Annotated in this window: 16 protein-coding genes and 1 tRNA gene; 6 read left to right on the top strand and 11 right to left on the bottom strand. The window is 48.0% G+C overall.

All coding sequences use genetic code 11. The features are described from left to right. Positions 1-248: 248 nt before the first annotated feature. Positions 249-1,424: a histidine kinase gene (locus H6G89_RS20065; RefSeq protein ID WP_190509693.1), complete on the bottom strand. Its 1,176-nt coding sequence runs from the start codon at positions 1,422-1,424 to the stop codon at positions 249-251. 53 nt (positions 1,425-1,477) lie between these two features. Beyond that, entirely contained in the window at positions 1,478-2,452 is a 975-nt protein-coding gene (locus tag H6G89_RS20070) for a universal stress protein (RefSeq protein WP_190509695.1), read from the bottom strand. A gap of 445 nt (positions 2,453-2,897) precedes the next feature. Here H6G89_RS20070 and H6G89_RS20075 point away from each other — a divergent pair, with 445 nt between their 5' ends. Further along, on the top strand, positions 2,898-4,085 hold the full coding sequence (locus H6G89_RS20075) for a glycosyltransferase family 4 protein (protein WP_190509697.1): 1,188 nt from the start codon (positions 2,898-2,900) through the stop codon (positions 4,083-4,085). Between the two features lie 3 nt (positions 4,086-4,088). Here H6G89_RS20075 and H6G89_RS20080 read toward each other — a convergent pair whose 3' ends face one another. Both H6G89_RS20080 and H6G89_RS20085 read right to left on the bottom strand, forming a co-directional pair. Continuing rightward, complete coding sequence (locus H6G89_RS20080) at positions 4,089-6,188, bottom strand: sensor histidine kinase (protein WP_190509699.1); 2,100 nt, start codon at positions 6,186-6,188, stop codon at positions 4,089-4,091. A 534-nt stretch (positions 6,189-6,722) separates the two neighbouring features. Beyond that, positions 6,723-7,070 (bottom strand): hypothetical protein, encoded by a 348-nt coding sequence (locus H6G89_RS20085; protein ID WP_190509701.1) that lies wholly within the window; start codon positions 7,068-7,070, stop codon positions 6,723-6,725. A gap of 325 nt (positions 7,071-7,395) precedes the next feature. On the opposite strand from H6G89_RS20085, the gene tmk reads away from it, so the two are divergent. Beyond that, positions 7,396-8,055: a dTMP kinase gene (gene tmk / locus H6G89_RS20090; protein WP_190509703.1), complete on the top strand. Its 660-nt coding sequence runs from the start codon at positions 7,396-7,398 to the stop codon at positions 8,053-8,055. Beyond that, complete coding sequence (locus H6G89_RS20095; protein ID WP_190509704.1) at positions 8,056-8,997, top strand: DNA polymerase III subunit delta'; 942 nt, start codon at positions 8,056-8,058, stop codon at positions 8,995-8,997. It begins immediately after the preceding gene. A gap of 6 nt (positions 8,998-9,003) precedes the next feature. Here the strand turns inward: H6G89_RS20095 and H6G89_RS20100 are convergent, their stop codons facing one another. After that, a complete protein-coding gene (locus H6G89_RS20100; RefSeq protein WP_190509706.1) occupies positions 9,004-9,399 on the bottom strand; it encodes a VOC family protein in 396 nt (131 codons plus the stop codon). Positions 9,400-9,781: 382 nt separating this feature from the next. On the opposite strand from H6G89_RS20100, the gene H6G89_RS20105 reads away from it, so the two are divergent. The 3 genes from H6G89_RS20105 (at position 9,782) to H6G89_RS20115 (ending at position 11,294) form a co-directional block, all read left to right on the top strand. Next, positions 9,782-10,363, top strand: coding sequence for an adenylate kinase (locus H6G89_RS20105; protein WP_190509708.1), 582 nt, complete (start codon positions 9,782-9,784; stop codon positions 10,361-10,363). A 141-nt stretch (positions 10,364-10,504) separates the two neighbouring features. Continuing rightward, positions 10,505-11,026 carry a DUF2996 domain-containing protein gene (locus H6G89_RS20110; protein ID WP_190509710.1) on the top strand — a complete coding sequence of 174 codons (522 nt, stop codon included), beginning with the start codon at positions 10,505-10,507 and terminating at the stop codon, positions 11,024-11,026. Positions 11,027-11,220: 194 nt separating this feature from the next. Beyond that, positions 11,221-11,294, top strand: a tRNA-Val gene (locus H6G89_RS20115). Between the two features lie 85 nt (positions 11,295-11,379). On the opposite strand, the gene H6G89_RS20120 is transcribed toward H6G89_RS20115, so the two are convergent. The 6 genes from H6G89_RS20120 to H6G89_RS20145 all read right to left on the bottom strand — a co-directional run bounded on the left by H6G89_RS20120 (position 11,380) and on the right by H6G89_RS20145 (position 14,066). Further along, complete coding sequence (locus H6G89_RS20120) at positions 11,380-11,643, bottom strand: hypothetical protein (RefSeq protein WP_190509712.1); 264 nt, start codon at positions 11,641-11,643, stop codon at positions 11,380-11,382. A gap of 413 nt (positions 11,644-12,056) precedes the next feature. Beyond that, a complete protein-coding gene (locus H6G89_RS20125) occupies positions 12,057-12,845 on the bottom strand; it encodes a sulfite exporter TauE/SafE family protein (protein WP_190509714.1) in 789 nt (262 codons plus the stop codon). Between the two features lie 145 nt (positions 12,846-12,990). Further along, positions 12,991-13,077, bottom strand: coding sequence for a VOC family protein (locus H6G89_RS36445; RefSeq protein ID WP_375539703.1), 87 nt, complete (start codon positions 13,075-13,077; stop codon positions 12,991-12,993). A 30-nt stretch (positions 13,078-13,107) separates the two neighbouring features. Next, positions 13,108-13,281, bottom strand: a complete 174-nt coding sequence (locus H6G89_RS20135) for a hypothetical protein (RefSeq protein ID WP_190509719.1) — start codon at positions 13,279-13,281, stop codon at positions 13,108-13,110. 26 nt (positions 13,282-13,307) lie between these two features. Continuing rightward, positions 13,308-13,724, bottom strand: coding sequence for a hypothetical protein (locus tag H6G89_RS20140; protein ID WP_190509721.1), 417 nt, complete (start codon positions 13,722-13,724; stop codon positions 13,308-13,310). A gap of 204 nt (positions 13,725-13,928) precedes the next feature. Then, positions 13,929-14,066 (bottom strand): hypothetical protein, encoded by a 138-nt coding sequence (locus tag H6G89_RS20145; protein WP_190509723.1) that lies wholly within the window; start codon positions 14,064-14,066, stop codon positions 13,929-13,931. Between the last annotated feature and the right edge of the window lie 17 nt (positions 14,067-14,083).

Genomic DNA, 14,083 nt, shown 5'->3' on the forward strand with positions numbered 1-14,083 from the left:
AATAACCCAACGGAAACAAATCCAGTCCCAAAGGGAAAATTATTATAGCAACAGTGATGTTAGTTAGGATGGGGCATCAAGATAAAACCCCCGAAAGGGATGAGCGGTTGTAGGAAGGCGATCGCGCAGTCATAACGACTTGGTAAATCGATGTTTCTATCCTGAACCAGCAATAACGACTGTAATGAACTCTACATTACATCTGCAAGCGCTGTAAAGATTTGTTTCACATCCAGGCGATCGCCCCTCTAGGGACGATAGACGGGCAGGGTGAAATGAAAACAACTGCCTTGATTTGCCACTGAGTCAACCCAAATTTGTCCATAGTGTGCCCGAATTACCCGTTGGCACAACGCTAACCCAATGCCGTAGCCTTCTTTGGCTTCATCACGCTCTAACCGAAACCGATCTTCAAAAATGCGCTCCCGGTTTTCTTCTGGCACGCCCGGACCGTTATCACAAACGCTCACCTGAATTTTTTGAGTGGTGCGGTGCAGGATAGAAACCTGAATCGTTCCGCCGTTTGGGGTGTATTTGATGGCGTTGTCTAGCAGATTGATTAAAACCTGTCTGACCTGTTTAGCATCGGCATAGACATTGGGCAGGTCGCTGGGAATGTCAGTAATAAGCCGATGTGACTTTGGCTCAAATTGCTCCTTGAGATGGTGTAGCACGTCTAAACACAATTCCCCTAAATCAACCTGCTGGGGCTGAATCTGCAACTCTGCCGCAGTCCCACGGGCAGCTTGTAAGACATCGGTAATCATGCGATCGATCGCCTTGGTTTGGGTGCGGGCGTGCTTAATCAACTGCCCCATCAATGCAGGCGTTAGCCTTGCTCCTTGCCCTGTCTCCTTGGGTTCAATACCCATTTCCAGGGTTTCCAGGGCGATCGAGGCAGCCGTCAGGGGATTTCGCAAATCGTGCGCCAACATGGCAATCAAGCCATCTTTGAACCGGAGTTGCTCTTGAAGTTCTTCTTTTTCTTGTTTCAGGCGAAAAATCTCATCTGAGAGTTGAATCAACTCTGCTGAGTAGACAACCGATGGAATCGAACCCTCGATACTGTCTTTGCCAGAGGTTTCGTGACGCCGCGCCCGAGCCTTATAGTCGTCCACCGATCGCTGCCAACGAGGCCACCACTTCTCGATTTGAGCCACTAAGTTGCTGCCTGCCAGAGTTTGCCGGGGTTCAGGGTGCAACTTAATCAGTGTTGGCGTAGCAACCAGCTTAAAGTGCTCTGCTAAGTGAGGTTGCTCACCGACATCGATAATCTGTAGATCGAAATCGTAGTCATCTCCTAATTCCTTGAGAAAATTCCGGACTTGTCGAATCTTCTCGTTGGCATTAGGACGTTTATCCACAAACAGCAAGAGCTGCAAGGGTGCTTCAGGTCGCTCAAATGATTGGGACAGTGCCTCCATGCGGTCTTGCTCAAACAGAATTCCTTCTTCCAGTTTTCTTTACTATTTATAGACTATCTTGGTTTCGCTGTTGCTGGAGTGTGAAGTTTTAATTTCGGTAAGGCAAATCGTCTGATAGTAGGAGGAGATGACATGGCTCGACACAGCAAAACTGGGCAACGGCTATGGCGAATCACATCTTCGGCAACAGGGGTGAGGCGATCGGGGCGAAATTTAGGATGGTAATGGGCAAGAGAGAGCCGCTTGGGGGCATCGCTCCCCAAAATGATTACGTCGGCTCGGTGCTGCTGCGCAACACTACAAATGAGAGTGCCAGATTCGCTCATCTGCACCAGAGTTTGGACATCGCCATCAGCCAGGTGTAGGGCGTTTTTGGCTTGCCGTGCAAGGCTCTGGCTCTGGTCATATTGCGCCTGTCGCAAAGATTGGTTGAGTTGCCAGTTGGGGGTTGGAGTGGCAAAGGGACCAAAGAGATAGTGAGTATTTAGTGGGGGATGGATGCAGAGAATGGTGACGCGGCGAATTCCTGCTGAGACTAACTGGCGGGTAACAGCGATCGCCCCTTTGGCAGCTTCAGAGGCGTTGATCACTAACAGGGCGTGATCCCAACTGGGTTTCTGACTGGCATCCTGCTCATCCGGCAACACTAACACCGGGCAAGTGGCATAACGGGCGATCGCCATGCCCAGATCGGTGGATGTCGGTTCTAATCGAGTCTTAGCGCGCCAGTGAACTGCCAGCAACCCTGCTTGAACCGTTTGAGCATACTGCAAAATCGGCAGAAGCGATCGCTCCGGTTGTAACTCTAAAGCGGGTTCTTCAACCCCATCAGAAGCACCTTTTGGATCAAGACAGGAGGCGTTTTGCCCTGAGATTGACAGAATAGAACAGGAGGGGCGGGCATCGCCTTGAGCCGCTAACCGATTAGCAATTGGTTCAAGCCATTGGTACGCCGAATCAGATGGATAGCAATCATGCGTTGCTAACAGAAATGGCAGATGTAAACCAGAGGAATCGAGTTGAGCCATAGCGTGAGGGATTGTCTCAATCGTGTTGTACATTACCAGTCGCGTTATAAGCTGAAGGTACAAAGCGCATAATTAAGGAATCATGCCGACTGGAATAATTTCCGCGATCGCCTATTTTCCAAGGCTACCCAATCACTGTGCAACCCTACCAAATTCTGAGAGCGTATCACACAACTTAGTACTACTTAGCACGGCTATTGCCTAGATCAGGGTTTGGAAATAAAACCAGAAGGGGGTGGGGTTGCGCCCCCAAGCCAGGAGTGGAACCCCTGCACCCCAAATTTCCACCCCTATTTACGACGAGTTGTACTGAGTACTGCTTTTAATCAAGGGTTCAGAAATCAGGGCTAGTCGGGACAGTGCCCCACTCATCCGCACCCCGTCCTGACTGACAAAGCCGTTGCTATAAAATTGTTAGAGATGTAAAGGGAGCAAAGCAGTAACCATGAAAATTTTGGTACTGGCATGGGAGTTTCCACCTCGCATCGTGGGAGGTATCGCCCGCCATGTATCAGAGCTATATCCTGAGATCGTCAAACTCGGACATGAGATTCATTTGCTGACGGTTGAATTTGGGCAAGCCCCCTGGTTTGAGGTTGTCGAGGGAATTCAAATTCATCGCATTCCTGTTGGACCCAGTCGCGACTTTTTTCACTGGGTCGCTAATATGAACGAGAGCATGGGACGTCATGGCGGTAAACTCCTGCTCGAAGATGGTCCCTTTGACCTGATCCACGCCCATGATTGGCTTGTGGGAGATGCAGCGATCGCTCTCAAGCACACCTTCAAAATTCCATTAGTTGCCACTATCCACGCTACTGAGTTTGGTCGCTACAACGGATTACACAATCCCACCCACTACTACATCAACGATAAAGAACATCTCCTGGCACACAATGCCTGGCGTGTGATCGTTTGCACCAATTACATGCGCCGCGAAATTGAACAGGTGCTACGCAGCCCGTGGGACAAGATCGATGTGATCTACAACGGGATTCGCCCTGAAAAGAAACCCCATCCCGATGATTTTGACTTTTGGGGGTTTCGCCGCCGCTTTGCTACCGACACCGAACGGGTTGTCTACTACGTCGGACGAATGGCACACGAAAAAGGGGTGCAAGTGTTACTCAGTGCGGCCCCCAAAATTATTTGGGAGATGGCTGGAGCCGTGAAATTTGTCATTATTGGTAGTGGCAATACTGAGCACCTGAAACGGCAAGCCTGGGATCTGGGGATTTGGGACAAGTGCTTTTTCAACGGCTTTATGTCTGACAGCGACCTGGATCAGTTTCAAACGGTAGCTGATTGCGCTGTTTTTCCGAGCCTGTATGAGCCGTTTGGCATTGTGGCATTAGAAAGTTTTGCGGCTCGTGTGCCCGTGGTTGTCTCCAATGCAGGCGGATTTCCAGAGGTTGTGCGTCACACCAAGACCGGGATCGTTACTCAAGCGGCTAACCCCGAATCTTTGGCATGGGGGATTTTAGAGGTCTTGAAAAGCCCAGGCTATGCCAAATGGTTAATTGATAACGCTTACGCTGATCTAGAACAACGCTTTAACTGGGCAAAACTTGCGGTGCAAACGGAGGCAGTCTACGATCGCGTCGTGCGAGAGCGGGCTCAGGTGGACTGGTAAAGCTTATGACAACTGCAATGCGGGTAATCGCACGGTAAAAGTTGTCCATCCATTCAAGCTTTCGACTTCAACACTACCGTTGAGTTGCTCTACCCGTTTTTGCACGAGTGCCAAACCCAGACCAGTTCCACCTTGTTTGTAGCGATCGACCTGAATCACCCGATAAAACTTCTCAAAAATATGAGGTAGCTCGGTGGGCGGAATATCTGCCTGATTGCCAATTGTAATGACGGTTGTGTTACCCCGTGTTGGATGTGGCTCAGAGGCAACACGGAACGTAATTGTGCTCTCCTGAGAGGTGTATTTGCAGGCGTTATTGAGCAACTCTGCAAGGATGCGCCGCAGAATGATGACATCTGTGACAAAAGCAGGAAGATCAGGCGGGCAATCTACCTTGAGCGTTTGCTGACGACTGGCAGTGCGCGATCGAAATGGCTCAATCAACGCAGGCAACCAGTTTTGGATCTGGGTCTGCTCTAGGGTGATGGGTTGAGTCGCTGCTTCCAGGCGTTGCAAATCTAACAGTTCATCGATTAATTCCGCTTCTCTGGCGGTTTCTGCTTCTAGGATGTTCAGACAGCGTTGTCGCCGTTCCTCATCGGTAGCAATCCTCAACATGTGAATTGCCATTTTGACGTTAGTAATGGGGGTTCGCAATTCATGGGAGACAGTGCTGAGAAATTCATCTTTGAGGCGATTTAACTTCTCTAGCTCCTGCACTTGCCCCTGGGCTGCTTGAAAGAGACGAGCCTGACGAATCGCGATCGCACATTGGTTTGCCACCTGTTGCACCATCCGAATCTCAAACTCGGTGAAGACGTGCTCCTTATCGTGGATCAACCATAAGTCGCCGAGTACAGCTTGTTCGATGCCTTGAGACACATTGGAATCAACAAAAATAGGGCAAGCAAGCATTGCTACTTGACCCCGCACCGGGTTAGGCACCAGTGAACAAAACTGAAGGTAATGTCCTTGTTGCAACTGACTGTAGATTTCAGGGAAGTGATCCATCTGAGCTACCCGTCCTTGATAAGCAGGAACGGAGTCAGTGTATTCGTAGCAAATCGTAGACGTTCCCTGACTCAGGTCATAGAGAGCAGAGTTGCATCCCCCTAAACCCAGAACAAACGTCAACTCCTGAACCGCAGTTTGCAAAATCTGGCTCTCATCCAGAGAATCACGTACCTTATCGGTAATACGCTTCAGCATCGACTCAAAATCGAGTGCCTTTTGCACTTCAACTGTGCGTTGTTGCACTTGTTTTTCCAGGTCGGCGTTGAGGTGCTGCACCTGTTGATAAAGCTCTGATTGTTGTAAGGCGATCGCTACCTGATCTGCTAATTGTTTGAGTAGCTGTATCTCTAGCGATTGCCATTGCCTCGGTTCAGAGCAGTGATGGATGGCGATCGCCCCTAAGATTTGCTCTTCTCGTGCAATGGGAATCACTAATAACCCTTTGACCTGTCCCCGATGCAAGGTTTCTGCAATATCAACAGGCAGTGTTTCTTGACGGATATCTGCTACAGCGTAAGGGTCTGCTGTTGATTGATGAAGTAAGCCTTTGAGCCAAGTTTGATAGGCAAGCGTCTCAGGGGTCGGTTGATGAGCAGGCGTAGAACTGTCAGCAATCGCAATCAAACCTTTGGTGAGATCCAACTTGTAAACGATTGCCCGATCGCTGTTTAGAAGTTGCTGCACACCACTGGCCGTAATTTGAAAAATTTCTTGAGAATTCAGTGATTGGTGAACCCGTTGGGCGATCGCCCCAACAGCTTGTTCTTGTTCAATCCGTTCAGTTAACTCTTGCTGATTGAGCTTTAGCTCCGTTAACACTGTATTGATTTCAGTAGACGCATAAGCGAGATGATCTAACGCACGGGTCAAAAGATGGTGTTGGTCGGGGGAGAGGTTACTGGTAGATTGCAACAACTCACCCAAAAGCTGCTGGGTTGCTTGGAGATTGGCGTTGAATGTCTCATCTACCACAGTCTTTTCTGCCTCGCCGTTGTGCGATCGCCAACGAGATAAGTTCTTTGGAAGGGATAAATCATCGACTTTAGCCGTCGTGTCTTGCACTTTCTGAAAGAATATTAAATCCGCCATTTATGACAGTGTTAGTTACTGAACTGTCATTCCCCCGATTTATAGTATCGCCATTAGTTAGTGGCTTAAGTAAATACACTGATCGCGGCTCAGTTGACCCTGCCATTCCAAGTAACCATTCTGGAGAAGTTAGCAACTCAACATAACATTCCCAAATTTCTTAACTTCAGAACGGCAGATTGCCCTTTCTTTAAAACTTGGGACGGAAGAAATAAAGCAGTTTCAGGTAAGTTATGCAAGTAATGGAGTGATCAAAAATGAAGGGAGCAATGTAAAGGTTGCACTACTGATCCTAGTTAGCACTGCTGAGCCTTCAGTATGTGGAGACAAGGAATATCAGGCAACGCTTTAAGGAGCCTGGATTCATAAATCCGTAAAGGTACGGGTAGGTTTAGCAGACCCATCGGTATCCTGCGATGGATTTGGCGGCAAAACCCGTCTCTACCCAATATCAAACTGATTTAATTTCCCTCTCTAAAGTAAAATAATTGTGAGAATCAATATTTTCTCTAGAGACTTTTTAGTTAGCGATAATCAAGTCGCAACACTCTCAATTAAGTGCCATTGGCGACTCTCTGTTACAGCCCGATTAACCAGGTTAAACATCTGACGGCAGTGATTATCACTGTGAATAGGAAGTTCTTCGTTTTTGACCACAAAACTCATCCGTACTTCTGAATCGTCAGTCGCAAACTTATCAATCAACACTTCGACCGTCACCAATTTAGCGAAGGTGACACGTCCCGGTGTCTCACGAGCTACCACATAGTCATCTGTATTGTAGATGACATCAAAGTGACAAGACTCTAGGATGTCCGTTAGCAACTGCCGGAGGTGGTCAAAAGAGACGGCAACTGTGAATAAGCTAGTGTAACGAGCCATAAGCAACTCCGGACAAGCAGCACATCATTGACTTGATCATATCGAACTTAAATTGAAGTCTCAGCTATTTTCTGGAGACGACTCTTTGATTGACTAATGTTTAGCTAGCCAAATTGACCCGTTATATGGCTCAAAATGATGTATGCACTTCAGCCAATTAACTTAGTTATCCGGACAAAAACTTTAGAAGCCTACACTTTATTTAACCTGAGAATACAGGTCAATAAAAAACTCTGCTAGCCAAATTTTTACATGACAGCTCTGTTGCTGCAACCCCCCAAGACTGTGTAAGCTGACGCCAGGTTATCGAAATATTAGAAGAAGCATGTCAGGTCGTTTTATTGTGTTTGAAGGGGTTGAGGGTAGCGGCAAAACAACTCAGGTGCAGCGACTACAAACCTGGCTTCTACAAAATCAACCCTTATTGCCATCGCAAACGAATTCTGAGTTTCAGATTGTTGTTACTCGTGAACCCGGTGGTACAGATGTTGGTCAAGAAATTCGTCAACTCCTACTGCACAGCGAGCAAGAGCCGATCGCCGATCGAGCGGAGCTATTGTTATATGCTGCCGATCGCGCCCAACATGTCGAGGCGTTTCTCAAACCTCGTCTGACAAAGGGACATTGGGTCTTGTGCGATCGCTACACAGACTCAACGATCGCCTATCAGGGCTATGGTCGAGGTCTGGATCACACGTTGATTGATCAGCTCAATCAGATTGCAACAGGTGGATTGCAGAGCGATCTGACCTTGTGGCTAGATTTAGAGGTTGAGACGGGTCTGGCACGAACTCAACGACGAGGAGCCAGCGATCGCATGGAAAAAGCGGAGTTAGCGTTTCATCAGCGAGTGCAACAGGGCTTTGTCAAACTGGCTGAACAGCACCCACAACGCATCGTTCGCATTGACGCCTCTGGCACCGAAGAGCAAGTGGCTGAACGGATTCAAACAGTAGTCAAACAACGCTTTAGCATTGCAAGCTAAATGGTTTCATCGGTCTTTGATACGCTAATTGGACAATCACAAGCAGTGGAATTACTCACGGCTGCGGTTGAGCGCGATCGCATTGCCCCTGCTTACCTCTTTGTGGGGGTGCCGGGGGTCGGGCGCAGTCTTGCCGCACAGGGGTTTACGGAACTGTTGTTGTCTCCGCAGGGCACCTCCTCGCCCCAATTGCGATCGCGGATTGAGCAGCGCAATCACCCCGATTTGTTTTGGGTAGAGCCGACCTATTTGCATCAGGGCAAACGCATCTCTGTCAAAGAAGCAGCTGAGTTGGGGGTGAAACGCAAAACGCCACCACAAATTCGGTTAGATCAGGTGCGGGAAATCACTCAATTTCTCAGTCGTCCACCTTTAGAGGCATTGCGGGCAGTGATTGTTTTGGAGCAAGCCGAATCGATGGCAGATGCAGCCGCCAATGGGTTACTCAAAACGTTAGAAGAACCGGGAAAAGCTACGCTCATTCTGATTGCATCGAGTGTAGATGCGCTGCTACCAACGATTGTGTCTCGTTGTCAGCGAGTACGGTTTCAACGGTTGAGCACTGAAGATGTAGCAGAGGTGTTACAGCGCACCGGACATCAGGAGATATTGCAGCATCCAGAGATCTTGGCACTGGCACAGGGCAGTCCAGGCGAGGCGATCGCCCACTGGCAGCAACTACAAGCCATTGACCCAGAGCTACTCGAAACCGTGACCCAACCACCGCGATCGCTGCGCCATGCGTTAGAACTCGCTCGCCAAATCGATAAAGAATTAGACGTAGAGGCGCAACTGTGGTTTATCGACTACTTGCAACACCGCTATTGGCAGCGACAGACTCATCCTCAGTTTTTACAACTACTGGAAACTGCTCGTCGGCATCTGCGCGGTTCGGTGCAGCCTCGGCTCACCTGGGAAGTAACGCTGATGGGGATGTTGTAGAACCCTTTACCGAAAAGTGTAAGTCTCTTGATATTCCACTAATTCAATTTCGTTGCCGTCTGGATCGTTAATATAAATACGAAATTTAGTTTCGGGCGAGTTCATGGTGTAGTGCTCAATGCCGTTTGCATTCAGCAGGGTTAATATTCCCTCACCGTCCTCGATGACAAACCCAACATGGTTAATCCCTACACCTTCATAGGGTAGCTGGAGGCGATCGTCATCCGTAGCATCATTCAACGCCAGATAAAACTGATTGTTTCCCAAATGGAGCCACCGCTCTCCTTGCCATTCTCCCTGGGCACGCACTACCCAATCAGGAAATAGGGTTTGATAAAAGCGTTGGGTCGCATCAAGATTGCGACACGACAGATTGATGTGCTCAAATCGCTTGAAGTTCATAGAATTTCTCCAATTGAGGTGAGGAGGGCAGGGGGATGGAGTTGCCACTTCCCATACCTAATCATACTCATAACGACTATGAGTTGGGTGGCTGGTAGTAAAGTATTTGTCTGGTCGTTCACGGTCGTGGCTTTTTTTGCTCAGGCAGCTAAAAAAGCCAACCTTACTCCCGCAACTTCAAACCTTTGTGAATTCAATGCCCCAATTGACCTGTCAACCGTTGCTTTTCACGTGGCTCCCCACTCTCTTCTTTAGGATTGTGGATTTAATAAATCCGCAAACGGTACGGGCGGGTTTAGCAGACTAATCTCTGTCCTGCCATGGATTTGACGGTAAAACTCGCCCCTACCCAATATCGAACTTAATTCAATTCCCATTTCTTATGCATTCCTCTACAGCCCATCATCCTCAAGGTGTTCCTCAACGTATTGTGGTCGTCGGTTGCAGCGGCTCTGGTAAAACTACGACCGCTCGACATATCGCCAAATTGCTGCACATTCCTCATGTAGAGCTAGATGCACTGCACTGGGAACCTAACTGGACAGAAGCCCCCCTAGACGTCTTTCAAGCACGGATTACCAAAGCTCTGAGTGGCGATCGCTGGGTGGTCGATGGCAACTACAGCAAAGTGCGGGATCTGGTCTGGAGTCGGGCAGACACGATTGTGTGGCTAGATTATCCTCTTGGGCTAGTCATGTGGCAATTGCTGAAGCGAACATTGCAACGGAGTTGGCGACAGGAGGTCTTATGGAATGGCAACCGAGAAAACTGGCAGCTTTCATTTTTTAGTCGGGATTCCATCTTGCTGTGGGCCTTGCGCACCTTTCGCAAACATCGCCGTACCTATGCTGCTCTCAGTCAGGACCCTATCTTTGCCCATCTCAAGTTTGTACGCTTGCGATCGCCCCAAAACACACGCGACTGGTTGACAAAATTCTGTAGTGCCACTAATCCTAACGATTAAAAATTCTGCGGGTTCATCCTGTAGGAATCTGTTTCTGACTTGAGCAAACCTTGTACTATAGACGTAAAGCACTGTTGCGTGATTAAAGTTCATCCTAATGAGATGAGCGATCGCGACCTCCTAACCAGAGTCATTTGAACAATGCCAGAAGAACCTACTCCAACCGAGTCACAAGATACCCCTGCTGCACCAGAGGCAGCGGCTGAAAAGCCAAAGCGTCAAAAACCTGCGGCAGCAGAAGGAGCACCTGCGGCTAAAGCAGAAAAGCCTAAAAAAGAAAAAGCCCCTGCCCTGGAGGATAAGCCCTTTGTCGAGTTTATGAACCAGGATTATCTGCCTAAGTTAAAGCAGATGATGGAAACGCTGGGCGTTACTGACCTCACCCTGACGTTTGAGAAGCGATCGCTCCCCATTAAGGGGTTAGAAGAGGCTGGGGATTGCTGGCAAGTGCTCGGCGACTTCAAGGCTGGTCAACGACAATTTCTGATCGGCTTCCTGAAAGAAGATATTCAGAGCCAGAAGGTGTTTGCCTATGCTGAGGGCGGAGCTAAACCCAGCACCTTAGAATCCTTCATGATTGATGAGCGCAAGGTAACGCTGGATTTACTGTTGCTCTATACAGTGCAGCGATTGAACGGTCAAAAATGGCTGGTCAGAAATTAAGACAGTAACCGATTGACGGCAAGAGGCATGATCGATTGAGGCAACAACTTTCGGATAGACGCCTTTGCATGGCCTCTTGCCGTTAACATCGTCTAATTGACATTGCATGTAAGAGCAATTGTCTACAAAAGCAATTGATTGCTAAAATGACTTTTGCGTGGCACCTTAGCCTGTGTTATTATCAAATACTGCACGGACGCATAGCTCAGTTGGTTAGAGCACTACGTTGACATCGTAGGGGTCACTGGTTCGAGTCCAGTTGTGTCCATTTTTAGGAGTTTGTAAAAGCTACCCAGCGAAACTCGCGGAATCTGAAGTCTGTTCAGAGAGACTCAAATTGATTCGCAAGCTCCTCAACTAATTACCATCCAGGTATACGTTAAAACGCCAATCAGCCCTAAGCCGATAACTAGCTCTCGCTGTTCATTCCAGATTCGGTTTACATTGCCCAGCAAAAATTGGATGGTAGCACGACGTTCCTGCCCCAGTTCCGCCATCAGTGTCGCGACTCTCACATCCACCTCTTCTAGCGACACCTCACCTCGCTGGTAAGCTGACTCTAGCTCATTTAACTTGCGCCAATACTCGTTTGTCGCTTCCAATAAATTGGGAATCATAACCGCAGACTACTATCGTTTACTTTTGTAAACACGTTAACGCGCCTAGTCCAGCGATTGGGTCTATGAAAGGTTAGAACCCTCTTAGCTATTTGGTTAGAACCTGATGTCGTCCTTTCGTCGCAGTTGTTCTGTGATGACAACCATCTGTGATGACAATTATTTGTGGTGACAACCCCTATCCACCTGATCGAGCAGGATATAGCTGTAGTCACCTCAGTTAAGACAAGGCACTCAACAGGACAGACGCGATTAATCGCGTCTCTCTCAGCAGGACTCAAATTCAATGTCCTGATGGTTTTGGCGATCGCTATAGAATACGCTTCAAGTCAGGATTCCATCCTGACTCTCACTTTCACGCCTTTGGGTGCTCCAGATACCTGGGCAAGGTGAACCACTAACAGAAAAACGGTTTATGGAACCACTTTGTGTCTGGCTAACTTCAATGCAGATAAAAATAAAATTGAACCCAGGAGTAGATACAACAGGGAACTAGAAATATAGCTCAATAAATAGCTGCCACCCAATGCTCCCAAAATTGAACCAAATGCCATTGAAACAATAAATTCTCGCTCTGATTTAACTTCCTTAAGCTTTTGTTGACTCTTGTATTTCAACAGACCCACCAGAACTGTTGGAATGCTAATTGCAAGGCTCAAACTTCCTGCCAGTTTAATATCAACAGCAAACAACAAAATAATCGTTGGGATGATCAACTCGCCACCTGCGACACCCAACATACTGCTAAAAATACCAATTACAATTCCTGCTAAAAATCCAAGGCTAATTCTGGCAAGCTCTGGTAAGAGCAGACTTCCGACACCAAAGATGAGGTTATGCCCCATCAACACGACACTTAGAAAAATCAGAAACACTACAACAACCCGATTTAGAATTTGTTCGTTAATTCGAGTTGCATAATGAACTCCCAAATAGGAACCAATTAGAGAGCCTGCCAAAATATTAACGATGACCGTCCAATTTGCAATCACATTTTCTAGACCAACAATACCGCTGCGAAAGATGAATGAGAATGTGACCGTAACCAAACTCACAATGAGGTTGATAATAACTGCTTGAATGGTTCGATAGTTAAAAATACTAACCAGCACAGGTAGACGAAACTCTGCACCCCCTAACCCAATGAGTCCACCTAAAACGCCGACCAATGCCCCCCATGCAAATGCCCAGATCGTTCGCATTCAAACCTCCATATCAGCAGTAGCACCATTCCAGACCGTTAAGCTGAGTTAGCTCTCCTTTTGCCAGCGCACCACTAATACCCGTGCATTTTCATAAAGGGGAAACCATACTATTTCGTTAACGTCTACAGTCGCCCGCTCAAAGTCATAGCCCAAAAACTGCCTCATAAAAACGGATGGCGCGATCGAGGTCAATCACCGGAATTTCAAAGTAGCCAACTGGGTTTTTCATGGGTGCTCTCCTGAAAACCTGTATCTCACATCAATCTTCGTCCTTGTCCAATTGAGGAAACTGCTCAAACAGTTTGGTTATGAGCATGTATAGCTCATCCAAAACCTCTTCTGCTCCTGCTTCATCGACCTCGGTTAGGAGTTGTTCAATGCCGTTGATGTGTTGCAGGAGGCGATCGGCTTGCTGACGGTCAAAAGAAGACATAGCGATCGGGTATTCCGAATAGTTTTTCACAGGTCATTGTAGTGGTTTTCGATTCCTTGCCCAAAGGATTCTGCCAGTGCAACTTTCGTGCGAGCCACCGAAAGGCGTACCTTCTCTAACTGAGATGCATAGGCTGCCTGTTGTTGAGGGGAAGTTTCAGCTGTGTTGACTCTTAAAATCTGCTCATAAAAGCGAAAGATTTGAAATGCGTAACTGGCGATCGCAATCTGTTTTTGGGACAAAGATCTGATTCGTTTCACCAAATCTGCGCAGGTTGCAGAGCGGGGCAGCAGGAAAACATCGGCATAGAGCGGAGGAATGATATTAGACCGTTGGCTCAACTCATCCAACAGAAGTTTTGCATCCTCGGATAGCTCTCCATCGAAATCAGCCAGGGAGTTGAGTAAGGCTAGCAGTAAAACCTTTGAACGTTTGTGTTTCAACTCAGGAGAATGACAGGCACTAATTTTTTCACAATCTTAGTACAACTCGTCGTAAATAAGGGTGGGAATTTGGGGTGCAGGGGTGGAACCCCCACGCAGGAGGTACTGTCCCCTGCACCCCCTATATTGAACCAATTTGCACACGGCTGTATTAATCGGAGTTTGGGATCAAGATTCCAGCCGTTGAAACGAAATTGACTTGTATTAACGTGAATTCGGGACAAGGATAGCGGCGGTTTTAACCGCCGCTATCGGGGCAAAACCGACCTGCGTCGGTTCGTCAAATCCTGCCTTTTCCGGAGTCCGCGTCGGCGGACTTTGCTTTAGTAGCCGCGAATTCATTCGCCGGGTTCTTAAAC

The organism is Oscillatoria sp. FACHB-1407 (assembly GCF_014697545.1).
GTDB lineage: Bacteria > Cyanobacteriota > Cyanobacteriia > Elainellales > Elainellaceae > FACHB-1407.